Origin of the sequence: Clostridium sp. OM05-5BH (assembly GCF_003481505.1) — a bacterium.
Classification (GTDB): domain Bacteria; phylum Bacillota; class Clostridia; order Lachnospirales; family Lachnospiraceae; genus Otoolea; species Otoolea fessa.
Genome location: NZ_QULJ01000003.1, coordinates 21,239 through 45,323, shown reverse-complemented (window position 1 = coordinate 45,323; position 24,085 = coordinate 21,239). Strand labels below are relative to the sequence as shown.

Genomic DNA, 24,085 nt, shown 5'->3' with positions numbered 1-24,085 from the left:
CCTGTTCTATCACTTGTTGCTTTTTTCTATGGTGCCAGCCAAATCCTGACCTGCAGCATCACCGTCACCAATACCGCCATCACGCCCAGCGTATTGACCGCATACTCCATTTTCCGGAAGCGCCACATCCGGCGCACACGGGCATATGACTCAGCGATCCGCTTCTGCAGTGCGCCCATGATATCAAAAGTACCCGATCCGGTGTCCAGCTGTTTCAGTCCGACATCCACCATAAAATAAATTTCCAATTCTTCCTGACAGTTGCGGCAATGTTCCAGATGCTCCAGAAACGCTTCCAGCTCATCCCCGCTCAGTTTATCCTGGATATACGGCGTCACAAGACGCTCCGCTTCCCGACAGGTCACAGACGCCACCTCCTTTTCCAGTCTGTCATTCCATATGAATTATCATTCACGCATGACGCGTTCATAAACCCATTTGAACCTAATCATACCTTATTTTAATGAAACACGCAAGCCCCTGCGAATGCTTCGCTTCTTAATTTCAAAACAAACAAAAAAACAGTTGCAATCTGTCTCCAATTTTGGTAAGATAAAAAGCGTCGATAGACAGCCGGCTTGTCGGAATGGCAGACGAGGTGGACTCAAAATCCATTGGTGGCAACACCGTGCGGGTTCAAGTCCCGCAGCCGGCAGATTTGAAAGCCCTTGAAAATATTGGATTTTTCCTTTATTTTCAAGGGCTTTTGGTGTTTTAGAGGTAAAACATGTAAATGTAAAAACAGGCTTTTTAAAGGTATTATGCAACACGAATGCAACACGAAAAAAGGACTATTTTTACATCACTTCACACATTCTGGATATGTCCGTCCTCTGCTATCCGATCTGCTGTAATCATCCAGCCGTCAGAATCAAACGCATACGCCTGTCCGTCAATCTGGCAGACTGTATCATGCAGATACGTGTAGTCGTTTGTCAGATACCACCAGCGTCCGTCCTGGCACACCCAGCCAGTAAGATACTTGCCAGACACCCAGCCGTCCGCAGTCTGGATCCACGGATCGCCGTCGGCAAAGCATTTATTAATTGGCTGCACACGCTGATCCTTGGTGTAGCGCTTGCCTGTGTCTGTACCTTTTGGAGTTGTTCGTATGATAAGTGAGGACGCAGTGACTCTCAACCCGCGTATGCCGCTCTTAATTTCTTTAAGATCGATGATCACCGTTTTTGGCTGTTCTGGTACCGTGTTGTTCTCCGCCGCCCAGGTCTTTTTAAACGCCTCAAATGTCCCATATTTCTGTTTCAAAATCCCAGTACCGCTGCCCCAATCCGGCAAATATACGTGTGGCTTGTCTACGATGCTTTTCCAATCGCCGCCCCATCCAAGCCCCAGCTTTTTGGCAAGCTCTCCGACTTTCTTAAAATAATCTCCTGATTCATTATAGGCGCCTTTTCCATCTGCCCGGTAGAAATCCGCTGCAATGCCCCATTGATGCTGGCTGCTATAGCTGCTGCCCCTAGCATTCGTGACAATACTGCCCGGCTGAGTCCTGCCCTGTGCGTACAGTGCATCCTGCTCGGTCACGCTCCGAAACGATTCTCCGATCTTGATCGGCAGTCCGGCATTCGCGCATTCGCTTGTAAGCTGTGCGATAAGTTTCTGGAGGCGCGGGTGGCATAACGTGATATCTCTCATGGTTTTGTCCTCTTTTCTTTAATAATATGAAAAAATATGAAATTTTGTCTTCCGAGGTATCTTGCAAAGAATTTTCGCATATGCTATAATGCCAATAGGCTAAGAGAAATAATTGCATCCAAGTTATGCAAAACGAAAACCCCAAGGAGTCGCAATCCTTGGGGTTTTCTATTCCATTCTTGCATGGTGGCTTATACCATAGGCTGGTTACCGACTACTTATTTCTATCCAGCCATTTGCAAATGAGATGGCTAATCACACCTGCCGCGATAGAAATAATAAGAGAAATAACTGCATCTTCCAAGCTATGCACCTCCTTTCCGTACCGGTATAGGAGGCGGTAACTTTGACATTATAGCATAGAAATCTTTTTCATTCTATCGATATTCGCTGATTTTCCCCGTTTGTTTCGCGATGGCAGCCATAACCCGGACTGCCGGCGGGAGATAGTTGGATCACCTCCTCCTATTCTTCTTTATTTGATTGTTTTAAAAGCTGATTTACGTAAGTGGATAATCCGGCTACAAGAACGCCCTGCGTCAGTGCCGTAAACACAGCCAGAGCAATATCCTGACCATTGGAACACCCGCAGGTGGCGAAGACATAGATCGCGCAAATCAGCACGCCGATACCGCCATTTATTAATGGGATATACTTGTCTTTTACCGTTTCGCTCTGTTTCAGCCACATTCCAATAAAATACAGCACGAGCGCCACCACCAGTAATTCCGGTTTTACATAATCTTTTATCTGCATACCTTAACCCTCCTTTCCATTTTCCAGATCCGCAATCCGATGATTCGCAACTTTGATCTGCTCTTCCATTACTGCCTGGTTCTCTTCTAATTTATATGTACGCTCAATCACCGTGTTGTGCTTTTCCACCTTTTTCTCGAGCTGCTGAATGCGATAGGTGGTCAGCTGCGCTGATGCAATCACACCAACAAAGGCTCCCAGGATACCACCGGCGGACGCTATCAGGGCTACTATAATCTCTGTATTCATCTTATTCCTCCGGATGTTCTTTTAACCATTTTTCTGCTGCTGCGCGCCAATAGAGCGGCACCTCTTCCAGTGTCATTTTCCCGCTTCTGATTCTTTTCCCATAAAACGCACCCATTACTCTACACCTTCTTTCTCTGCCAGTTCGCTGGTGGCTGCCCCCAGGTCACTGATCGCCTCGTCCTGCACTGTCTGTCCCTCTTCCAGAGCATCCAAGCGTTTCTCTGTGTCGGTTTTCACACGGAAAGAAAACGTGGTCTGTACGCCATCAGATACTTCCCGCGAGGTTTCAGATTCAAGAACCAAGTCCGTATATGTCCCGACAGTCATTCCAGCATCATTCTGGAATTTTACTTCTGCCAGATTTTCTGGGGTCAGTGTTTTCCAAGCCACCAGCATATCATCTTTGCTGTTAAACTTAGCCGTCACTGCCGACAGAGATGCGCCTGTCTGCAGTTCGATTGTTGTGTTGTCTTTCAGAATCATTTTGTCCATGTTCTTTTTCCTCTCTTTCTTTTTTGATATATAAATAAAGAGCCTTTCGGCTCAGTATTTTCAAATTCAGTTATTCTTTTAAATAGCGACCTGTTCAGTGCGGTACTTCAGTCTACGAAATGTTGGGTGGAAACACAGGCAAATAAAGCGGTTTCTATTAATGGTGCCCCCAACGGTCAACGCTATATCCCGGTGATCGTCGGGCATTCAAAAACACATGACTGTTTTGACAACGTATATTATGATTCTGGTGGATATTGGGTGATTTTTTCAACCGTGCAGCAAACGACATCGCTCGCGTTTTACAAGACATCTATTAAATAGCGACCTGGGAAAAGAGTATTGGGGTGGCACAGAAACCTATAATATTTCTTCTGTAAATGCATGGGTTAAAGGTGCTAAATCACTGGTGCTCCCAGCTGGCACTTATATCATAGGATATAGGGCTGACACGAATTGCGACAACGGTATTTATATTGATACTGGAATCAATACTTCAAACCTCGCTCTTCCATTGTTTGAAAAAAATATAAATATTCCTCCGTCAAATTTAAGCGTAAATATGGCAACATATCGTTCTGGCCACAATACAGTTATGATTACTCTTGCCAACGAAACCACATTATTTTTTTATTGTTGGTCAACTAGCCCTATTGTTATCCAATATGAGCTTTGGGCGATGAGAATTAAATAGCGAGGCTTCCACTCATCTAAAAGAAAGTGGTAGCGAAAATAGCTTTTGCGCTGCTTTTCAATCGAGATATCAATATTACACTAATGCTAATTACATGTTGGCGAGTGGAATCTACAAAACAGGCAAAACAGGTTTAAATCTTCCGTTTGAGGGCTATTGGATCATAATAACCTTTAACACATCCAACGACTTTGGAAATAGTTCGACCGCTTGGATCACGCAATTTGCCATTTCAACTGATTCGAGTGATAAAGCTATTTATTTTCGAAGAAACATAAACTACACCCCGACCACTTGGGAATCCTGGAATAGACTTGTAGCAAGTTAAATAGCGAGGCCTCTGCCCGCTGGAACAATGCCACACCTAAAACGCTATGGATAAATATAATTCCAAGCGCAATAAATACGGAATATAAATATCAGCACAATAGTTTAATCGGCGCAAATATGGTAAGTTTAGCTTTTGAATCTGCAGTATACGACATACTTATCTTAACAGGCAATGGTCGCGTATATGGAACTGCGGTGGCAAACACATTTACGGATGATCCCTATTGGAAAAGTACAATTCAGGCTTCATTTTATTCGAATACCGGAACCGTAATGTTTAGGATCTTGTTCAAAGGTAGTTCACAGACATTTAATAACTTGGCTTTAAAAGCTGTTACGTATTTAAAAATAGGATAGCTACCAAGAAATCGTAACTCTGCATCCACAACATTAGCTGGATGCTATATCATTCTCCCAGTGTAGTAACATGAAATCGTAATTTAACCGTGAAAATCTTACCCATATTCCAGGTCAAAATGCTGCCTGATCTCCTCTTCTCTCCGCTCTCCTATTTTTATGTACAACAAAAAAGCCGCCATTTCTGCCGACTCAAAAAACTACTCCTCTCCTCTTCTATGCTGCGTATTTACGATACGACTCTCTCACGTTATCCTGCTTGATATTGCAGTAAATTAATGTGGTCTCTATCTTTGTGTGTCCCATCAGCACCATGACCTCCTCGATCCGCATTCCTCGATTCAAGAGATCTGTCGCAAAGGTTCGGCGAAATCGATGCGGATGCACATTTCCGACCCCTGCCTTTTTCCCTAAAGATTTCACAAGATATTGTACTCCCGCCACTGTCATGCGGCTATACGGCTTCTTCGCAGATACAAAAAGCGGTTTCTGCGCCAGTTCTTCCATTGTCAACCCCTCTTTTGCCATTCTCCACCTTAGATATCGGTAGAGATGAAAGCAAGCTACATCTGAGACATATAATCTCCTCTCCTTTCGTCCCTTACCCATAACTTTGAACTCCTGTTTGTATAAATCTATGTCTCCCACATTTAAACTGCATAGCTCGGACACACGCACTCCCGTCGCATACAAAAACTCTATCAGCGCTCTATCCCGCGGACGCTCACAGGCGATCCGGAGAGCTTCCAGCTCCTGTGCCGAAAAGGCTTTTTTGATTGTGCTTTCGATCCGGAGTGATTCAATCCGCGCCACAGGATTATCTTTCACAAGGTTTTCTTTTTGTAGAAAGGTCCAGAAGCTATTTAGATACCGCATCCGCCCCTGCAGAGTGACCATGCTGATTTTATTCCGCTCCCGGAGCATTCCGAAATACCACCTCAGATCCATCGTGGTGATGTCCTCAATGTTCTTCCGGAGTGCATTCCGGCAGTTGGTAACCTCCCGGATGTACTGCGCCAGCGTATTGTCCTGGCGCCCAGACACCTTTTTAGACGCCACAAACAAACGCATCTTTACGGTATCGCTGTCTGTGCCCGTTGCCTGGAGCTCATTCTTCTCTTCTACTACTCTCACATCGTGGAAATTGATGTACAGGACATTCTGCAGCTTGTCCAGCTGCTCTTCATCCAGGCAACTACTCATTGCGTTTACCACATTCATTAATAACTCTTCTATCATATAAAATCTCTCCTTCCGATACTTTTAAGGTAACAAAAAAGAGAGATTCTGTAAAATTTTCTCAATGAAATTACGATTTAATAATAGATGAGAATATTTAAACTTAAGACCATGTAAGAGTATCCATATTTAAATAAAACATCTTTCCATAACATAACCCACATACTATCCAATCAAATGCAAACCAAAGCATAGTACCACCAGTAGAGGGCAAGATTTCAGTATTCTTCCAATCAATATAGCCAACCCAACATTCATATTCTTGTTGACAAAGTGTTTTTATTACTGATAAATCTGTAACTTTGCCATAAAATTTAATTTTAATATCGCTATTTAACTGAGTAACCGCTTTCTCCGCCGCCACCAACCTTTTATCCAGCGCCGCGCCCTGCGTTCCTGCCAGAACGGTGGAGGCATCCGTTGCCAGAAGGTTGTTTACAATCTTATTTTTGTTGATGAGCTCATTCATAACCTTATTGGCGATCGCATCGATCAGCGCCTGTGCTGTGCTCTCTCCCAGGGCACTCACTACCAAACCGTATGTATCGGTAGTCTTGACTTTCGCAGCCGTTCCGTCAAAATCGCCCAAACCCTGAGCAATCTTTTTTGCTTCCGCTGCCGATGCTGCCGCTTGTGTCTTTGAATTATCCGCTGCCGCTGCGCTACTTGCCGCCGCTTTCTTCGAGGTATCCGCTGCTGTTGCACTTCCGGCCGCCTCACTCGCTTTGCTTGTGGCAGTTTCGATCGCGGACTGGATATCATCAACCGCTTTCTGTGCATTCTGCGATGCGCTGGAAGCATCCTCGGACGCCTGATTAACATTCTGCACCGTATTGTTCACAGTTCCTTGTATCTTCTCAAATGCCGCCACATTTGCCGCCCTGACATCCTTGCCGTAAGCCGCATCTTTCCAGGCTTTAATCTCTCCGCTTAAATCAATGTTATCAACCGCCATCTTTAGCCCTCCAATCCATCTACAAGCTCCTGTGCATAGTTCGTCACTGCTGCCACGCTTTTGAGGATGTCTTTATCCACTATGATACGATCCAGACGGACGTTGTCCTTTGTGATAACTCCCTCATCGTTGATCTCACTGTAAACGATGCTCGCCCGCATTCCTGCTGCCGTCTCAAAGGTTGTGATTGCCGTTACTTTTTTCATTTTATCAAGCCCTCCATATATTTTTGATAATATTCAGTACCAGAGATTCCCAACGTCTCTTTCTGCCGCTTCTCTTTCCGGTTCCATCGGTCAAGACGCTCCTGCTCATGACCTGCTTGTTTTGCCTTAACCTCCCAGTCAAACCCAGCCCCCGGCGGTCCCTGCACCACAAAGCGCTCCGCTGACCGTTCAGAGACATAAAACAGCGCATCCGCATATCCTTGTAAAAACACTTGATATTCTCCGGATATGACCTGCGTAAGCATCGGATCCAGCCAAACATAAGATTGTCCATCCTCACCTATCTGCCCTCTGCCAACATCTCCAAACATCGGAGATGCGGTCTCATAAGCTGACAAGCAAAGTTTTCCATAGTTTGGCGTCTGCACAATCCGGTGCTTTTTTCCTGTTACATTCAGATCTCCGCCGACCGTAGCGTCTCCGGCAACATACATTTCATCCGGGTTGAGTCCTGCTGCCCTTTCTCCGTTTTCGCAAAATTCAATTCCAAAATGATATATTTCACAATAATTTCCGTCTAAGTTTTCTCCTAACCCATCAAATATTCTAATATCATCTGGCGTCATTTTGATACATGTACCTTTGTCAGCAATTCGAACAGCCGACCATACTTCATTATCATCACTAGAATCGCCTATATAATGAGATACATCAAAATCCACCGTTACTCCATCTCCACATAATGAAAATGCTTCGTTATTAAGTGAGCAGATCATATTGCCTGTTTTGTCGTAGGCTTTCAAAACCCCATTGCCATTACCTGATCCGCCCAGTGCCAGCGTCCCGCCCTTAATCCGGTCTGCGTACATCGTCCCAGATGTGATAAAATCTGCAATCAGATTTCCGTCGATGGTCCAGGCATTCCGGTATACGCCATTATATCCGCTGGTAGAAAATCCGATGCCGTTCTTGTTAAGCCGGATCACGTTCTTGGCATTGGCTTTCGTCGGCGCGTCCAAAATTAGAATTTCCTCCGGCTGACCGTTCTCTGAGCGTCCAATTACCACATAGCCGCCGAGCCCGCCGCTGATGAGCTGCGTTGCATTATTAATCTTCTGGTCGATGCCCTTTGTCGCCGCCTGTCCCACCTGCTCCACTTTCGCAGATAATTCCTTTTGGGATTTCGCCATGTTGCCAGATAACGTAGCAATTGTGCCGCCCAGAGAAACTGTGTCTTTTCCTGGCTCCTGCAGGTTTCGCGTACGTTCTTCCAGGATATACATAACGTCCACACCGTGAGGACGGGATATAACCTTTGTCCAGTACCCTGTTTTCAAACGCTTGATATCGACATCCACATTTGCCAGATCCACCGCCGTCAGCTTTAAAACATCACTCAAATAGATGGACTGCTCCAGATACGCCCGCGCCTTTTTGATGAGGTTTTCCGGCAGTGTGACATCCTCCCATTTGTGCTGACGGAAGATCCAGCCGTACCGCTGCACCGCATCCTCATCGTAAATAAAATCTTTGCCGCCATTCACGGATGTAATATCGACTGTTTTGGGGGTACTCTCTCCGCTGGAGGAGGTATCTTCCAGGTCTGCGCCGGTCGGAATCAGCGCAGTAAAAAGCTCCGTTGCATCCTGCGTCTTGCTGTAATCTGCCAGATTGACGCCGTACCGGATAACCTGATCGTTTGTCCCGCCGCCATCCGTCAGATAGTCCAGATAGCGCTTTCCAGCTTCGCACCGGGTCCTGAGATATCCGCCGTGGGTCTTTACCAGCTTATCCCGCAGGCAGTCCAGAGAGCACGAATAATCAGAGTTGCTACGATTAATATAGTTGTTACTATCTACCACATTGACGCGCCCCAGAAGGTATTGTTTACGTGCCTCTACCTGTTCATTGTGAACCTTCAACACCTGAGTCATAAACTCCACAATACTGCCCTGGAACTCAAATGGCCGTATGATGCTGTCGCAGAGGTATGCGAGATCTGATTCGCAAGTAATTTGATGTGTCCGGTTAAACTCTTCTTCGGTCGTCATGCTCCGCCCTCGGAAGATCTCCATTCCGTCCTCATAAACAAATAATTCGGAAGACAGTGGCAGAATCTTGTCATAATACGGATGCTTCGGCGTAATCTTAAATTTAAGATACCCCGGAGAGTTGCCGGCATATTCTTTCAGTGTTGGATTCTCCAGCCGGAGAACCTGGTTCAAAAGCGGATATTCCTTTCCATCTGTAACCACTGTAACTTTATACATCTACAGCACACCTCCTCTGAAATCAATCGACACGGTGCCGGTGCCAGTAAATTTCATAACGTTTGTTCCGGATCCCAGGATGATGTCATAGTTTTTATTGACTCCTTCTGTCAGCTCAAACGTCTTACCGCCTACCTCTACCGTCATGGCCGCGCTGCAGGTGATCTCCGGAACTATCGGCATATCAGATCCGGTCACATCAACCGACAGGGAACCGGAGATTGATATGCCACTATATCCTCTGACTATGCCGTTCTCGAATGAAAACGGATCCCACAGCCAATTTTCCGCCGCTGTGCACCGTTCCATTTTAAATGGCTGCACATCGCCAGTAATCACAAAATCCGCCAGCACATCATTGCTTTTTGTCGTCTGCAATGAAAAGCGCCCCTCATAGTAATAATTCGGATCATCCGGAAGAACGCATTTGATGACCTTCCCGTGCAACACTTTGGCGATCTTGCTGCTCAAATCATGCCATTCCGTATAATCATCCAAAAGAGAAAAATTCAATGTCAGCGTTCGATTTTTATAACAAATCTGACCGTTTACCTCAGACAGATCCAGGAGCCCGTTCGCTCCTGGAATATCTACCTGGTCGGTTTTGGCTTCCGGAAAAGATATACTCATTGATTCCAGCTTAAGCCCCCAGTCTGTAAAGGTTTTAAAATCAGCTATCTGCACATCTGGATACATCATCGTTCACTCTCCTTCCGCGCTCGTTCAATCTCGATATCCACTGTAGGCGCCACTAGTATGCCTACTTTTTCTCCATCCATTGTCACATCTCCGGTTATGCTGCCTTTTTCGAGGACAACCACTGTGTTTCCTTGTCCGCCGCCCGGCGTTGGTGCCGGCGGTACCTGATTTCCTGCTACCACAGTTCCGGATCTCTGTAATGCAATTCCCTGCATACTCTCCACCGCCCTTTGAGCAGAGCCAGCCGACGTTTTTTCCAGATTCGGTGTTTCTGCCACGATACCGCTCTCAAATCCGGCGATCATGTTTTTACCGATAACGTCCCGCATCAGCTTCGATGGGGAATGAATACCAAGGAAATCCTTTGCCGCGTCAAACGCTTTCTTCGCTGCATTCTTCGCCGCCTCTGCCAGCTTTCCAACCGAACCCGTGATTCCGGCTGTAATGCCTGTGATGATATTCTTTCCGATATTGCCCCACGACTGCCCTGTAAATCCCTTGACGATGCTCTGGGCGCCATTTTTCGCAAGACCTAAGAGTTTGGACGGCAGCGATGTGAGAGCACTCACAATGCCGGTCAAGATGCTTGTCGCAGCTCCCTTGATTGAACCGACCATTCCTTTCAGCCCGTTCAGGATTCCTGTGCCGCCGTTCTTTCCGATTGACAGTAACGTCTGCGGCAGGTTCTGGATCGCACCCTTGACTGCGTTAAATATTCCCGTTCCGGCTGACTGTACCGCACCGACCATCGACGTGATGCCATTTTTCAACAGCGTGATGATGTTGCTTCCCAGCGCCAGCCAGTTAAACGCCTGGATCGTGGCTGCAATCGCCTGGATTATCTGCGGGAGTGCTGCAATCAAGTCGGGAATCGCCTGAATCAGTCCTTTTGCCAGTATTCCGATCAGCTCAACACCTGCCATCAGCAGTTTCGGAGCATTGTCGTTGATGATTCCGGCGATATTAATGACAATCTGCGGGACATGCTGTAGCATCGATGGCAGCCCATCCATCAGACCCTGCGCCAGTTTTAGCATAAGGTCGATGCCACCATCTACCAGCTTACCGGCATTCGAACGAAGGTTTTCAGTAAACCCCTCTACCAGTGGAAGCCCCTGTTCGATAATCGACGGAAGATTCTCAGCAAATGCATTCGCCATCTGACCAGCGGCCTCAATCATTCCCATGACGCCGCCTTCACTGAATCCCTGCGTCAGATTTGACACCGCTTCAATTCCTACTTTGGTAAGATTTTTGAGCGGTTCCTGGATGGATTCATAAATCTCCTGTGCAAGTGCTTCTCTGGCCGAACGGAAGATTGTAAGCTGCCCTTCCAGGTTATTCTGCATAGTTTCTGCCATTGCTGCCGCTGCACCATCGCAGTTTTCGATCGAACCTGCCAGTTTTTCATAGTCTGCATCCGACGCATTGATGATCGCCAGCATTCCGGACATAGCCTCTTTTCCGAACAGGGTTGCAGCTGCCTCCTCCTGCATCGCCGCCGTCATGCCATCCAACGATTCTTTACCGAGGGAAGATGCAAGCTGATATAGCTCTTCCTCCGAGAGCTGTCTCTCTTTCGTCAGCTTGATTCCAAGTTTCTGCTTTGCCTGAGCCTTAATCTCTTCTTTGGTCATATCCTTGATAAGCTCAACGCCTTCAAGGTATGCGATTTGTGCATTCCGCTGCTCTCCACTTAACCCTGACAGGCTGTCTGCCAGCCCCTCCGTTGTAAGTTTCTGCTCCGCCATCGCATAGTTCTGAGCACGCTCAGCGTCCGTGGTAATCGCAAACTTGTCTCGCAGATCCCCGATCAACTCACCAAACGGCTTTATACTTCCATCGGCATTTTGGATCGATATGCCAAGCCGCTCCATGACGCCCCGCATATCATCCGTTGGCTTTACCATATTTACCAGCGCCGCTTTCAGTGAGGTGCCCGCCTGGCTGGCTTTGATACCGGAGTTCGCCATCAATCCGACCGCCAGCGCCACATCCTCCGCCGAATATCCCATCGCGCCAGCGACCGGAGCCACGTATTTAAACGTCTCACCCATCATGCTGACGTTGGTGTTTGCGTTGGAGGATGCCTGTGCCAGTATATCCGCAAAATGAGTAGAATCCTGTGCCGACAAGCCGAACGCGGTAAGTGCGTCTGTGACAATATCAGAAGTCGTAGCCAGATCTTCGCCGGATGCTGCGGCAAGGTTCATGATACCCTCGATGCCGTTCAGCATATCGCTGGTTTTCCAGCCTGCCATTGCCATGTACTGCATCGCCTCGGCGGATTCGGTGGCGCTGAACTTCGTCTTTGCGCCCATTTCTTTCGCTTTATCTGTCAGGGCTGCCAGGTCCTCGCCGGTCGCACCGGAGATTGCCTCTACTTTCGACATCCCCGACTCAAAGCTCATGCCGATATCAAGGACAGCCCCGGCGGCATTCTTGGCCTGTGATACAACGCCGGTCAGCATATTTCCGGCAAAAACAGACAGCGCATTCTTTCCAATCTCACTAAACTTTGAGAATCCTGACTGCGCTGTTCCATTAATCTCGTCTAAGCCTTTTTTGACTCCGCTACTATCCAGTTCCGTGCCAATCTTTACAGTTCCATCATAGCCCATTCATTTCACCTCGCCTCTCGGACAAGAGAAAATCATCGGCTCATAATGGCTCTACTTGATTTGCTCTCCGTTTCTTATCTTGATTTCAAATTCTTTTCCACAATTCCGCCCTTTGCAAGGGACGGTTACTCCATGACATTCTGCTTTTTTGTCAAAAAAAATAAGCATGGAATAACCGCAATAAGGGCACTTTACCCGTTTCGGCATTCTTCCATCCTCTTTTTCACATATGCCCGCATTTCTGCATTTCGCTTGGCAAGCCTCATCCGACTGTCCATCGTTGTCTGCGGCTCTTCCAGGGAATAAAGATTTCGCATCTGTTTGATAAACGCTTTCTGTTCCTTTCCCATCCCTTTCGTATCGCAGGTACGCCAGTACATAACCTTCGCCATCCGGGTGTTCTCGTCCAATGATTCGAACATCGCCAAAAACTCCCACCAGTGCAAAGAATCGTTCGGCGTCTGCCTGAGATTGATGTCGTACTGCTGCCGGAATGCCGCGTAGATAAGCGGGGCATCCTTCAAAAAACAGTATCCCCGCCGCGCTGTTCGTTTTTTTGCTCCGCTGCCCTTCCGGACAGACTCCCCGCCGCGGTGGAACCAGAGCATATAATCAACTGCCGCATCCAGATCCGGCGGGATATTGCGGGCATAGAACAGATTCAGCGCATTGAGCATCTTCTGTTCGTCGCTGATGTCCTGCCGGAACATTTCAATCTCCGCTGCCATCATGGTGCGGTAGCCAAAAGAAATGTCATAAACTATCCCACCAATGCGTGCCGTACCGGGAAGTTTGTCAAACGTTACTGACCATTTCATTTGATCTCATCCATTGAAAATCCGAGCAGCGTTTCTTTCTGTTTTTTGATTCCTAAAAGCATATCAATATAAGCGCCTTTCGCCTCTTCCAGATCATCACAGTCTTCTAGGACATCCTCGCCTGTTGATTCTTTAACAAAAGCACGAAACATTTCAATCTCTGCTGCAATAATCTCGCTGAGTGCCCCCTTTTTATTGACTTCCTTTTCCGTCTTGCTCATCTTGTCAAGAGCCTTTTCAAATGCTGCGGCATCCTTTAAACGCCCGATTTTAAAATCGACTTCTCTTCCTCTGATCTGCATAGTTCATCCTCCTATTCCGCTGAATATGTATACTCCGCCGGTTCTGCCCCAATCTTCTGCAGGTTGACATCGATGGACGATGATTCTCCCGCATTGCCGCCACCCTCTGAATTGACGATTACGGACACCTGACCTTTCTCACCTTTACCATTGAGCATACAGAAGTACACATAATTCGTTACCGCTGCGTTACCTTTCGCATATTTCATCGCATGGGACAGCATGAAATCCTGCGCCGGATCGCCGATATAACGATCGCCGGAAACTGCGAACGATCTGGCTGTTCCTGTCTTCTGTGTGGACTTTCCCGCACGAATATAGGTCTTTTCAGATGTGACCGGATTCAGGTTCGCGTCCAGACCCTCAACGCCCATCTGGACAACCTCATAATCCTTTACTTTCGTAGCTGCTTCTGCCGACGGCTTGGTATCAATCGCCAGTACCCAGTCATCTGCCGTTACCCAGCCTTCATAGGACGCGTTCGGCGTTACGCCTGCCATTAATTCACTAATTTTCATCGCTTGTCTCCTTTCTCAAAATAGACAATCCGGCACTGTACCATGTACCGCGCCATTCCTTCCTTTACATTGACGCCCGCCAGATTTGGCATATTCTGGAGCGTCTCCATCTTCTTTATCTGGCAACTATTCGGAAATTCCGGATAGTTGCGCCTCTTATCCTGCTCTTCCAGCCAATCCATGAAAGCCTGGGCGAAATTCATCGCCGTGAGGTTCAGATCGTCCGTATCGGTCGAATACGGCTGCACGATTACAATCGAGAAGCCATATTCTTTTTCAGCCCCCCAGAGATATTTTTTCAGAAGCTTGTCCGAATAGTTCGTTACCAGCGAAATGCCGCTGTAATCATCCGAAAAGTTAAATCCCAGATACTGACCCGCCAGCTCCTCGGCTTTTGGTTGGAAGAACGCCGTCACTGCATCATGCTTTGTCATGTCACTTACCTCCGAGATAGTTTTCCAGTGCCCGCACCAGATCGCCCTTGCGTGCCCTCATCATCGCCTTATCCCATTCGGATGTGGCCTGCGGGTGGCGGAAATGGCTGTATTTCAGCTTCTTTCCGGTGGAGGACTTGTGTGGTGGGGAATAATATCCCATCACAGCGCCGCCATCCATCAACGGATAGTTCGGACCGTATGCCACGCCCTTGTATTGGTAATGAGCATATGGCGATTGATACTCAATCACACCAGTGTCTCCCTCTACATGGACGCTGACATTCTGGGCAAGTGCCAGGCTGTCAGCCGGAACATACGGATCCATCAGCCGTTTTGCCTCGTTGGCGAGAAACAGAAGACCATCATTGCCCCTTGTTTTCTCTTTGGCAATCTGATCCGATGTTTTATTCCATTTGATTTCGACATCCATCATCAGCCCCCCAGTCTGTAGTGCTTCGCCATCCGATAGGCGGTGTTGTCTGAATATGCGCTGACAAGAAACGCGTTCGGCTTATTCCGGCGCAGGACTTCCGCCGCCGTGTTAGGGCTTTTTCCTGTGATCTCGTCCGCACATTCGCCCAACACTACTACATCCCCCGGAGACGCCGAAAAATCGCTTCCGGCCGCTTCCAGGGGAATACGTACTGTGTAGGTGTTCGTCTGCGATGCTTCGGTATCATTCTGCACCACGGTGATCCCAGACTTCCAAAAACATTGCTCGAACACACTCTTGCTCCACGCCGTTCCAACCTTCCGGAAGACTGTAATTATCTGATTGTAATTCGGGTTCATTCTCACACCCCCCGATAAAGCAGTGGCGTATTTCCCAGATACCGACAGATGATCTCCCGGCACTTTTTCTGTTTCCCCTCTTCGGTGTAAATCGACCGTGACAGGTCAATCGTGCCGGATTCTCCGTCGTTGGAATACGATGTCAACGGACCGCCAAAATCAGATGTGCTCTGCGAAGCCTTGTCCGCCCGATAGAGCAGTTCTGTCAGCTCACAGGTGCAATTTTTCACATCCTCCGTCAAAAGGCTGATATTCGCCTTGATTCGGTCGAATGTGCAGCTGTCTATGATTCGTTCCGCCTGCTTTTCCCAAAACGGGAAGTCTGTATCCGGCACTGCAGGGGAACGCCCCTGCAGATATCCGGAAATGTAATAGTCCCGTGTTACATAAGCCATTGCATCAGCTCCTTACTAGGCCTGCGCTACCAGAGTGATTGCCTTGTTTACGGCAGAAGCGTCAACTGTGAACGTCTCTGTTACCGGAACAAAGCCTTTCTTCGTGATCTTTGCCGCATAGGTGCCTTTTCTCAGGTTAAACTCCGCTTTACCAGCCGAATCCGTCTTAAGGATCGCACCATCTACATTGATACGGACATCCTCATAGGCCGTCGGGCTGGACTCTTTGCCATCCGTTACCGTAAAGGTTACCTTCTGGGTAACAGCCGGAGTGCCCGGCTCCAGATAAGCAAATGTGCAGCCGGTACGATCCTCATTGAGGCGGGTTGCCGGATTCGGGAGCGCCCAGCCCATGCGGAATACTACACGAAGCGCAATCATATCCTGCTGTGCCAGGTTATAAACGATATCCTTCGTATTCGGATCCTGGATGACGCCCTCTGTCAGCAGTTTTACGGTAATATCCTGGCGAATCGCGTAAACAGCCTTGGAGAAATCGCCGACAACCAGCTGTGCGATATCCGGCATGAAGGAACCGTTCTCCGGGAACTGGATCGGTACGCCATCCAGCGCATACTTGCTGGAATCCTGCATATTATGTGTGAAAATCGGCTGCTTGTTTGAATCACGCAGTCCTCTCAGCTTGGACTTGAACGTCATCGGGGCGATTGCTCCGGTTACCGCATAGCCATCATCCTCAACTTTAGAGAATACACCGCCCTCTCCGAGTGTCAGATCGTAGTAGTCCTTACCGGAAGATGGGGAAACATTGTTCCCAGCCTGACGCGCCAGGGTAATGATATCTGCCTGCCACTCTCTCGGTCTGTTATCGCCAAAGATAATTGCCGCATCGACTCTCTGACCGATTGCCTCATTGACTCTTGGGGTAATCTCGCCCAGAATATCAATCTCGGCATCATCAAATACAGACTCCGGGATCGGCACGATAACCGCCAGCTCTGCCGCAGTCAGATATACATTATCCCATGCCTGCATAGAAGTCTGCTTCATTCCGGTGTCGCCATCCACCCAGTATGCGGTCGGAAGGAAGTCCAGAACGCGGATACGGGTCTGCTTGGATGTCATATTTGGAAGCTTGCGCGCCATTCCCATGAATGCGGACTGTTTCGGTGCATCCTGGAAGATGGTAGATACAATCTGCTCACGGATTAAAGCTTCAACTGCTGATCTATCTGTGATATTTACTGCCATATTTTACTCTCCTTTTCCGAACAGGTTTCTCAGTGCTTCGTTCGCCTGTTCTCTCTTTGTCTGTGCATCGTTATTGATGCCTGATGTGCTGCTTACCACTCTCGGAACCGGCGCAGAACTGCCAAACAGGTAATCATTATCCTTTTTAACCGCTGCCAGAGCCGCGTCAATGTCCTGTGTCTGATTCTTCGATGCCTTTAAGCCATCCACATCCAGAAGCGCCATGATCGCGCGCTCGTTCTTGCCGGATGCCTTCCGGATCGCCTCCTTGACCGCCGCATCAAACGCATAGTCGGATTTGATTTTCTCGATCTCCGCATCCTTGCCCTTCATCTGCTCGGATAATTCATTGATTTTGGTCTGGAGTCCCGCTGCATCGATGCCCTCCATCGCTTTCAGGGATGCCTGCGCGGTCGCAAGCTGGTTTTTGTAACCATCCCTCTCCGCCGTCAGAGAGTTCACCTGCTTTCCAGCCTCCGCCATGATATAATCAATCTGTTCCTGTGTCAGTCCTTTTTCCTTGAGTGTCTCAGTCTTAAAAATTGCCATGCTGCTTCCTTTCTCGGCTTTTTGCGATGGGTAGCCGTCCATCTTAAAAGTAGGCTTTTACGGCAGCCACGCCAAAAGGGTATAAAAATAACACGCATTTCTGCGTGCTGATAACTGATTTTGGTTATAAAAATACCACCTATCTGCTGACGGGTGGTATTTAATCGTCCCTATGGTTCGGACATTGCAAGCATATTTTTTTATAATCTGGAGTTTCTAACACCTTCTCGGGAATTGTCCATTCTGGTGCCAGCCCTTCCACATTCATGTGGATGTCATAGCATATTCCTTCATCAATTTCCGTATCCATTAACGGACAGCTAAGTTTTTTTATTGCCATATCATTCTGCCACCACAAATCAATAACCATGCCACTTGCAATTCTTACATATTGTTTCCCAGTCGGATTTTTTCTTAAATCTTAACGGGACAGTTTCTTTCTTTATGATCCCATCTACCGCATCTGAGTTTTCAATACAATCAATATTTTCTATTTCTACATCCACCAATGGACATAATACAACATCAGGCGCCTCCATGCTTTAACACCTCCATCGCTGCCTCAGCAACATCATCGTATTGCTCTCTCTTAAACGCTGTTCTGATAGAATTGTTCTCGTTATTAACAAAAGCCGCACCTTTATCACTGTAATAATTCGTAAATGCTCCATTCCATTTTGTTGTCGAAAACAACGCATTCTGAATATAACTTTTAGCTTCTAATTCCGTCACGCCGTGGTTTCTTTCTTTGTTTACATGAGCATCATCAAACGACAGCTTACTAACATCCGGAATGCTTGGATTCAATGTGATTTCTCCCCTCATTCCGGCTTGCTTTATACCTGCCTTTATTTTATCATTTTTCTCCGACTCTTCAAGCCTTTTCTGTTCTGTCTTTGTCGGTGTAAACCGTCCGCGCAGACCATCTTGTGTGATCCGCTGCTTCTGCTCCGGCAGATGCATTGCCTTTGAAAAATCCGCGTATTTCTGCAACTGTCCCTGATACTTGGCTTTCTTGAGGATAACATCCTTTTCATCTGCACTGCCCGCCTGCAACAGCTTTACCTGCTGCCGAGTCGCCCGCATATTCCGTTCCATCTTACGCTGTTCCTGTAACGCCTCATAAGTGGTGTAAGACTTGCCGTAGTAATCTTTCGGAGTGTTTTCCTCGTCTAGCATCTCTTGCAGCTGATCGTCGGTGTATGTCCGCGTGGACACGCCAGGAATAAACGGGCTGTAATCATGATAGCAGTTTGCTCCATGCAGACCCGTCACGGTACCAAGCCCGCAAACGCTCTGTAGCTGCTCCATTGTCCAGACACGCCCTTGCCAGGGCTGATGCGACGGACGGGCGCCCACATGATAGGACACCTCATAAGTGTTTGTCCCGAGGTCTGCTGCCACCTGCTCATTTATCTTGCCTTGAACCTGCCGGAAGCCGGTCATAACCGCCCTTCTGGCCGCCACATCCACGCGGCTGTGAACACCGGAATCATAATCAATCCACCGAAGTCCTGAGTTCGTCATGTGGCTCACGGTACGCTTGAGGACAGCCCCATAGTCAAACCCGCCAGACTGCATATCCAGAACAGCATTATCCAGCGTGGAGCGGTAGAACGTCATAAGCGGCGATGCCTGTATGCGTCCATCAGGTCCGCGAATCGCGAAGCCCATTGAACCGGCGATATTCTTATATTCTCCCGAAAGCTGAGACTTGACCGCTTCGGTCAGCCGGATGAGCGGCGTGTTCTCTTCGAACGGCAGCATCTTGACGCCGGATGCTTTGTAGGCTCTGAAGTGCTGATAATACTGCTCATACACTTCATCCGAAAAAATGTGTTCCATTTCCTCGTCACTCTTCTGCAGGGTTTCCTGCACCCAGTCTTTTATTTCTGATTCTGCCTTTCCGAGTTCCTCCAGCCTCCGGATCTGCCAGTCAGACGAAGTGGTCGAAAAGCCTGCGTCTTTGATTCGCCTGGCAACATCCGACATGATACGGATCTCCAATTCTGAAAACAAGTTTCCGGTTTTCAGCGCCAGTTTTTCAATTTCTCCCTGCGTCACTCAATCACTTCCCCTGTGCTGCCGATTTCACTGATTGCAGCTTTGGCTTCCTCTTCGGTTTCTCCGTACCACTTCATTCGGTACTCATACAGAGCCATCGCACCCATCGCCACATCCGCGCGGTCATTATCTCGTTCGGCTTTCGCATCGACCACAATGGAATCATCCCACTGGAAGGACAGATGATAGGCTCCGGCAGGACATAGAGAATAAATGTCGCACCAGAATACCATCGCATCCACCAAATCCGTCAGTGCCTTCTGCAGTGCTCTCTGACAGTCTGAAATAAAATCATAGGATCTCTGCTTACTGGCTTTGATTTCCTCCGCCGTCTTATCCGTATTGTTCGGATCCGACAGAGTACCGTAAGCCAGATTACAGCGGAACTCAATCAGGCGCATCTGCTGATTCCATCCGTTGTAATAGGACGAATCACGGATAGCCGGGGAAAAGACATCCAGAAGCGGCTTGTCCTGTACACCAGCACTGTATTCAACGCTTCTGTATAGGCGTTTCTTCCCTCCCGGATATTCGAATGTATTCGTATCTGGATTGTATTTCAGAAGGCTCTGAGCGATATGTACCGCCGTTTCCTTGCTGTCATACTCCCAGTTAATCTGTGAATACCGCCGATCTGCATCCTCAATCTGTTTAATTGCCCGTGAATAAACAGAAACGCCCAGCGGACTGCCGGAATCTTTGTTATTTCCAAGCGGCACCGCAAAATACCCAATCGGCAGCTTGCTGACACCAGAAAACTGCATTTCTTCCGCCAGTTCCGACCATCTTGGAACGCTTCCGATCGGAATCTCCGAGCCTAAAGTTCCCTTTGTCCTCGCCACGAAGACCCGGTTCTTAATTGAGAGCGTGTCTCCATCCAGCGAATACAGTTCGATTCGGCTATAAATGGCATTGCCCTTCCGGAACTGATCCAAAAAGGCACAGCGCGTCATTTTCTCAGAGTCAAAATCCAGTGGGAAGAACATATCCGCCTGGATGTACTGGATCGCGATACCATTTACGGAAACATACGGTTTGAATACCATGCTGCCTTTCGCAAAGGCATATTCTGTCTGAACCCGGAGCTTTCCAAGAACGTTTTGATACATGCTGTTTAGAAAATCCGCTCTCGGACTGCCATCAACCTTGCTCTGTAATTCCAGGGTCGTAAGTCTGGCAATCTCTCCCGCCACCGTTGCCGGGATATTCGCGTTATCTATCTCATGGAGCCACGGCGATTTTTCTTCATACATCCGGGACCACAATTCAATTAAGGCACTGCTCCGCCCGGACATGGCAAAATCAATCTGCTCATTTCCAAGGACTTTCCGCAATGCCTCATACATTTTCGTATAATCCATTTTTCATCACCCATATTTAATGAGCTGGCTGATTCGCCGCTCTAGTGTGTACTCAAAACTATCCAGAGAGTCGATATCACTGGTTCCATCATCCAGCCGAACATTCTTCGTCAGTTCCTTCGGATCCCACACAGCTGTGCATAGTGCATTGACCAAGCTCTCGCATTCTCCCTCAACATACTGAAAACGCCCCTGCGCCATCAATATCAGTACCGCGTTGATTCGGTCATTGATGGGAGCTTTCAGCGCATTCTCGACCCGAATCCAACCGAGTCCGTTGTGCCGGAGACTGCTCCGGATGCCTGCAATCAGCGTCTGCTCTGCGCTATCTGCATAAACCGTCGTAATATAGCCGTACTGCCCTAAGACTTTCCGGACGAAGTTACAGAACATATCTCCCAGCATCTGAGGATCTATCTCTATCTGGTTGCCCGACTCATCCTTGCATCGAATCCACTCCGATGCAAGCGCCACCACATTGTGGTAACTTCTTGTAATGGCGGTAGCCGTGAACGAATGCCCCGATCCGCTGCCACCGAAGTCAATCCCCAGATTGATCTCCATGAGGTCCGTCGGTTTGCCCTGGATCCGGAATGTTCCGATTCCCGCAGTGATATCATCCGCAAAGCGTCGGTAAATCAGACCGGTTGCTACTACACGCATTCCCTTGATGTCACGAAGAAACCAAATCGAATTGACATCATACCGGCTTTCTATCTCATGCAGACGCTCCGGCGTGATGTTGATGTTATCGTAGATGGTACAGTGCATGTAGTTGTATCCACCAGGGAACTCCCCCGCTTCCTGCTGCTTCTGGTAGCGGTCGATGTATTCTGAATAGATAGCCGCCCGCGGGTTGTCCGGATTTAAGTCCCAAAATACTTTTAAGCGTTTCGCCGCCAGCTGACGGTTAAACGCCTCTTTGATGGTCTTGTCATGGTGCAGGTTGATCTCCGTGGCAATCCACATTCCGTAAGAGTTGCCTCGAATCTTCTTATAACTGTCTTCCTTGCCGCCACCTGCGAAGATAACAATCTTCTGCTGCCAGCTCGTCGAAGGTCCCTTTACAAACAGAGCTTCATTATCTTTGTATTTTCCCCAGTGGCATTGTCCCCGAAAAATCCATTCCAGTCCCAGACCATTGCAGTCTCCGATGTTCAGCTTTGCATTGCCGACCGTTGAACCGGTTGCCAGGTGGATTCGATCCGGAGTTGCTTTTAACTCATGCGCAAACGCAAAGATATTGTCCACCGTCTTGCCTGCTCGAACTGCGCCCTCTGCCACATTATAGGAGCACTGCTGACACCGCCGGATGTATTCCTTGTGTTTCTCTGAGAAGTGAAACTCTATGGTTTTCTTTTTGACTACCTTACCCGCCATAAATCTCGCCCTCTATCTCATCCAGATCCTCTATCTCCTGCCCCTGTCCGGTTATTTTATCGGTCTGGGCTTTCAGATGCTCCATTCGGCTCTTCTGTTCGGGTGTGGCTAAGTCCATATGCGCCGCCAGCCATTCCAGCGCTTTCATCCGGTCCGCCAGCTTGATACTGGCTCCGTCTCTGCCCTGCTTTACTTCCGTGACGATCGTACCATCAACCTCTCCAGACTCCCGGAAGCGAACTGTATTGACGACTTTGGTAACTGGAATCTTCTTTCCTGTCTCCTCGTCCTCCTGCAGTACCGGACCGAACGCGCCCATAACCTGAACCTCTTCTCGCCCAAACTCCACATAATCTGTGATGTCAGCAAAGGCAATATCCATGTATTTCTGGAAGATATCACTCTCGTCCAGAAGCTCACGGTTAAGGCGGGCTTGTTTCAACCTCTGAATCTCTGCTATTATTGCAGTATTTTGCAGTAGGGCATAGCCGTTTGACCCTGCCGTTTCATAGCTGCAACCATACGCTTTCTGATATGCCTTCGTCGCATTGAAGCATCGAACATAGTGCAAACAAAAAAGCTGCTGCTTGTCAGTCAGATTCGGGTTCTCTATAACCCGCTCCACTTCCTCAGCAACTGCTTTCTTTACTCTTTCCGAGCGTTCGTTCTTCTTTTTCGAACGTTCACTTTTCTTTTCCGAACGTTCGCCATCCCATCCATAGGTATGTTTCCACCGGCGGACGGTGCCTTCTGGCACTCCCAGCTGCGCCGATATCTCAACCAGCTTTTTACCCTGCTGATATAATTCTTTCGCCTGATCTACTCTGGCATCCGGCGCTCTGGCCATGCACCACCACCTCTCATTTCTCTAAGTTTTATGTAACCAAATACGATCCCGCCGGCACCATACAAGACAGCCGACTGCTGCCTTCTCGCAGGAGGTGGGCTGGTGCCGTGCGCGCCGTATGATAATAGGCAGAAGAAAAGCACCCATCTTGCGACAGGTGCCATCTCGAAAGGATATTTTATTATGTCTAACACAAGTAGACCGGCATGCTGCCCGCTCAACATGCCAAATCGGAACGGAAGGACTTGAACCCTCGACCCACCGGATATAAGCCGGCCACTCTACCAACTGAGCTACGTTCCAAGGAGCCCCGCCGGGAGCGATTTTCCGGCGGGATAAATACATACAGGATTCAATGCCAAATGAACCAGCATTCGCATGGAAATGCATGATACCATATTAGCACCTTTCATCGGGACATTGGGGGACATTTGCAAATTTTTCAAAAAATCTTTGTCTCCGCTTCTTCACGCTCTCATCCGTGTATTTCTTTTTTCTCTTGGGGAACATCCGATTCATCCGGTCTGCAACTTTCAGATCGCTCAGGCCATCTATGAAATACAGCCGGAACATAATCCTCAGCTCTGAGCTCTGAATCGTCTCTATGTATTCCTCTGCCTGTGTTGTTAGTTCCAGAAGCTCTGCCTCTTTCGCCGCCAGAAGCTTGCCATATCGCTCCCTGGCTTTCTGCTTCCGGCAGTAAACCGGATCCGGAATACCTGTTACCTTGATCGGCCCGATTGTTAAATCCCTACGAGAACCTTTTACCGTGTCCGCCACAATCGGTGGATGCTCCAGGAACCTGTCCAGCTCCCTGATGCGTCTTCTGATATCTTTTATCTCTTCCATAAGCTCACAGTACTGTATCAGGACTTCTTTGTCCAACGGTGCCACCTCCCTTTATTTCTATTTTTTTCTTCGATTT

26 protein-coding genes and 2 tRNA genes are annotated in these 24,085 nt (G+C 48.1%); 1 reads left to right on the top strand and 27 read right to left on the bottom strand.

The genetic code is table 11. The features are described 5' to 3' along the window. Window positions 1–26: 26 nt before the first annotated feature. Window positions 27–365, bottom strand: coding sequence for a zf-HC2 domain-containing protein (locus DXB70_RS04960; protein ID WP_022360432.1), 339 nt, complete (start codon window positions 363–365; stop codon window positions 27–29). A gap of 207 nt (window positions 366–572) precedes the next feature. Between DXB70_RS04960 and DXB70_RS04955 the strand changes: the two genes are divergently transcribed. Further along, a tRNA-Leu gene (locus tag DXB70_RS04955) sits at window positions 573–655 on the top strand. Between the two features lie 152 nt (window positions 656–807). Here DXB70_RS04955 and DXB70_RS04950 read toward each other — a convergent pair. The 26 genes from DXB70_RS04950 to DXB70_RS04815 form a co-directional block, all read right to left on the bottom strand. Next, window positions 808–1,656: a M15 family metallopeptidase gene (locus DXB70_RS04950; RefSeq protein WP_118491319.1), complete on the bottom strand. Its 849-nt coding sequence runs from the start codon at window positions 1,654–1,656 to the stop codon at window positions 808–810. A 465-nt stretch (window positions 1,657–2,121) separates the two neighbouring features. After that, entirely contained in the window at window positions 2,122–2,412 is a 291-nt protein-coding gene (locus tag DXB70_RS04940; protein WP_118524308.1) for a phage holin family protein, read from the bottom strand. Between the two features lie 3 nt (window positions 2,413–2,415). After that, window positions 2,416–2,661 carry a hypothetical protein gene (locus DXB70_RS04935; protein WP_118491550.1) on the bottom strand — a complete coding sequence of 82 codons (246 nt, stop codon included), beginning with the start codon at window positions 2,659–2,661 and terminating at the stop codon, window positions 2,416–2,418. A gap of 1 nt (window position 2,662) precedes the next feature. Beyond that, window positions 2,663–2,776: a CD1375 family protein gene (locus DXB70_RS14545; RefSeq protein ID WP_270224226.1), complete on the bottom strand. Its 114-nt coding sequence runs from the start codon at window positions 2,774–2,776 to the stop codon at window positions 2,663–2,665. Continuing rightward, entirely contained in the window at window positions 2,776–3,153 is a 378-nt protein-coding gene (locus tag DXB70_RS04930) for a hypothetical protein (protein WP_118672788.1), read from the bottom strand. Before DXB70_RS04930 ends, DXB70_RS14545 begins: the two co-directional genes overlap by 1 nt. Window positions 3,154–4,750: 1,597 nt before the next feature. Then, window positions 4,751–5,773 carry a tyrosine-type recombinase/integrase gene (locus DXB70_RS04925; protein WP_118524310.1) on the bottom strand — a complete coding sequence of 341 codons (1,023 nt, stop codon included), beginning with the start codon at window positions 5,771–5,773 and terminating at the stop codon, window positions 4,751–4,753. Between the two features lie 103 nt (window positions 5,774–5,876). Beyond that, entirely contained in the window at window positions 5,877–6,728 is an 852-nt protein-coding gene (locus tag DXB70_RS04920; protein ID WP_118672787.1) for a hypothetical protein, read from the bottom strand. A 2-nt stretch (window positions 6,729–6,730) separates the two neighbouring features. Next, on the bottom strand, window positions 6,731–6,934 hold the full coding sequence (locus DXB70_RS04915; protein ID WP_118522351.1) for a hypothetical protein: 204 nt from the start codon (window positions 6,932–6,934) through the stop codon (window positions 6,731–6,733). Further along, entirely contained in the window at window positions 6,931–9,165 is a 2,235-nt protein-coding gene (locus DXB70_RS04910) for a phage tail spike protein (protein WP_118672786.1), read from the bottom strand. Before DXB70_RS04910 ends, DXB70_RS04915 begins: the two co-directional genes overlap by 4 nt. Further along, window positions 9,166–9,864 carry a mtfA protein gene (locus tag DXB70_RS04905; protein ID WP_118672785.1) on the bottom strand — a complete coding sequence of 233 codons (699 nt, stop codon included), beginning with the start codon at window positions 9,862–9,864 and terminating at the stop codon, window positions 9,166–9,168. It abuts the gene before it with no gap. Continuing rightward, the gene (locus tag DXB70_RS04900; protein WP_118672784.1) at window positions 9,861–12,485 is read right to left on the bottom strand and encodes a phage tail tape measure protein; all 2,625 of its coding nucleotides are present in this window, start codon (window positions 12,483–12,485) and stop codon (window positions 9,861–9,863) included. Before DXB70_RS04900 ends, DXB70_RS04905 begins: the two co-directional genes overlap by 4 nt. A gap of 191 nt (window positions 12,486–12,676) precedes the next feature. Beyond that, window positions 12,677–13,303 (bottom strand): Gp15 family bacteriophage protein, encoded by a 627-nt coding sequence (locus DXB70_RS04895; RefSeq protein ID WP_118672783.1) that lies wholly within the window; start codon window positions 13,301–13,303, stop codon window positions 12,677–12,679. Continuing rightward, entirely contained in the window at window positions 13,300–13,605 is a 306-nt protein-coding gene (locus tag DXB70_RS04890) for a hypothetical protein (RefSeq protein WP_118672782.1), read from the bottom strand. Before DXB70_RS04890 ends, DXB70_RS04895 begins: the two co-directional genes overlap by 4 nt. Before the next feature lie 11 nt (window positions 13,606–13,616). Next, window positions 13,617–14,123 (bottom strand): hypothetical protein, encoded by a 507-nt coding sequence (locus DXB70_RS04885; protein ID WP_118672781.1) that lies wholly within the window; start codon window positions 14,121–14,123, stop codon window positions 13,617–13,619. Further along, window positions 14,120–14,557, bottom strand: a complete 438-nt coding sequence (locus DXB70_RS04880; RefSeq protein ID WP_118672780.1) for a hypothetical protein — start codon at window positions 14,555–14,557, stop codon at window positions 14,120–14,122. The genes DXB70_RS04885 and DXB70_RS04880 overlap by 4 nt, the downstream gene beginning before the upstream one ends. A gap of 1 nt (window position 14,558) precedes the next feature. Beyond that, window positions 14,559–14,993, bottom strand: coding sequence for a minor capsid protein (locus tag DXB70_RS04875; RefSeq protein WP_118472270.1), 435 nt, complete (start codon window positions 14,991–14,993; stop codon window positions 14,559–14,561). Then, on the bottom strand, window positions 14,993–15,352 hold the full coding sequence (locus tag DXB70_RS04870; protein ID WP_118522340.1) for a DUF6751 family protein: 360 nt from the start codon (window positions 15,350–15,352) through the stop codon (window positions 14,993–14,995). Before DXB70_RS04870 ends, DXB70_RS04875 begins: the two co-directional genes overlap by 1 nt. 2 nt (window positions 15,353–15,354) lie before the next feature. Next, the gene (locus DXB70_RS04865; protein ID WP_118672779.1) at window positions 15,355–15,747 is read right to left on the bottom strand and encodes a hypothetical protein; all 393 of its coding nucleotides are present in this window, start codon (window positions 15,745–15,747) and stop codon (window positions 15,355–15,357) included. Window positions 15,748–15,762: 15 nt separating this feature from the next. Then, the gene (locus DXB70_RS04860; RefSeq protein ID WP_118472267.1) at window positions 15,763–16,959 is read right to left on the bottom strand and encodes a phage major capsid protein; all 1,197 of its coding nucleotides are present in this window, start codon (window positions 16,957–16,959) and stop codon (window positions 15,763–15,765) included. Between the two features lie 3 nt (window positions 16,960–16,962). Beyond that, a complete protein-coding gene (locus DXB70_RS04855) occupies window positions 16,963–17,508 on the bottom strand; it encodes a phage scaffolding protein (RefSeq protein WP_182434335.1) in 546 nt (181 codons plus the stop codon). 525 nt (window positions 17,509–18,033) lie between these two features. Beyond that, complete coding sequence (locus DXB70_RS04840) at window positions 18,034–19,572, bottom strand: phage minor capsid protein (RefSeq protein WP_118672778.1); 1,539 nt, start codon at window positions 19,570–19,572, stop codon at window positions 18,034–18,036. Beyond that, window positions 19,569–20,933, bottom strand: coding sequence for a phage portal protein (locus DXB70_RS04835; RefSeq protein WP_118672777.1), 1,365 nt, complete (start codon window positions 20,931–20,933; stop codon window positions 19,569–19,571). Before DXB70_RS04835 ends, DXB70_RS04840 begins: the two co-directional genes overlap by 4 nt. A 6-nt stretch (window positions 20,934–20,939) precedes the next feature. Then, entirely contained in the window at window positions 20,940–22,313 is a 1,374-nt protein-coding gene (locus DXB70_RS04830) for a PBSX family phage terminase large subunit (RefSeq protein ID WP_118672776.1), read from the bottom strand. Then, window positions 22,303–23,160 carry a terminase small subunit gene (locus DXB70_RS04825; protein WP_118672775.1) on the bottom strand — a complete coding sequence of 286 codons (858 nt, stop codon included), beginning with the start codon at window positions 23,158–23,160 and terminating at the stop codon, window positions 22,303–22,305. Before DXB70_RS04825 ends, DXB70_RS04830 begins: the two co-directional genes overlap by 11 nt. Window positions 23,161–23,390: 230 nt before the next feature. Further along, window positions 23,391–23,463 (bottom strand) — tRNA-Ile (locus DXB70_RS04820). Window positions 23,464–23,559: 96 nt separating this feature from the next. Then, window positions 23,560–24,045 carry a hypothetical protein gene (locus DXB70_RS04815; RefSeq protein WP_182436544.1) on the bottom strand — a complete coding sequence of 162 codons (486 nt, stop codon included), beginning with the start codon at window positions 24,043–24,045 and terminating at the stop codon, window positions 23,560–23,562. Between the last annotated feature and the right edge of the window lie 40 nt (window positions 24,046–24,085).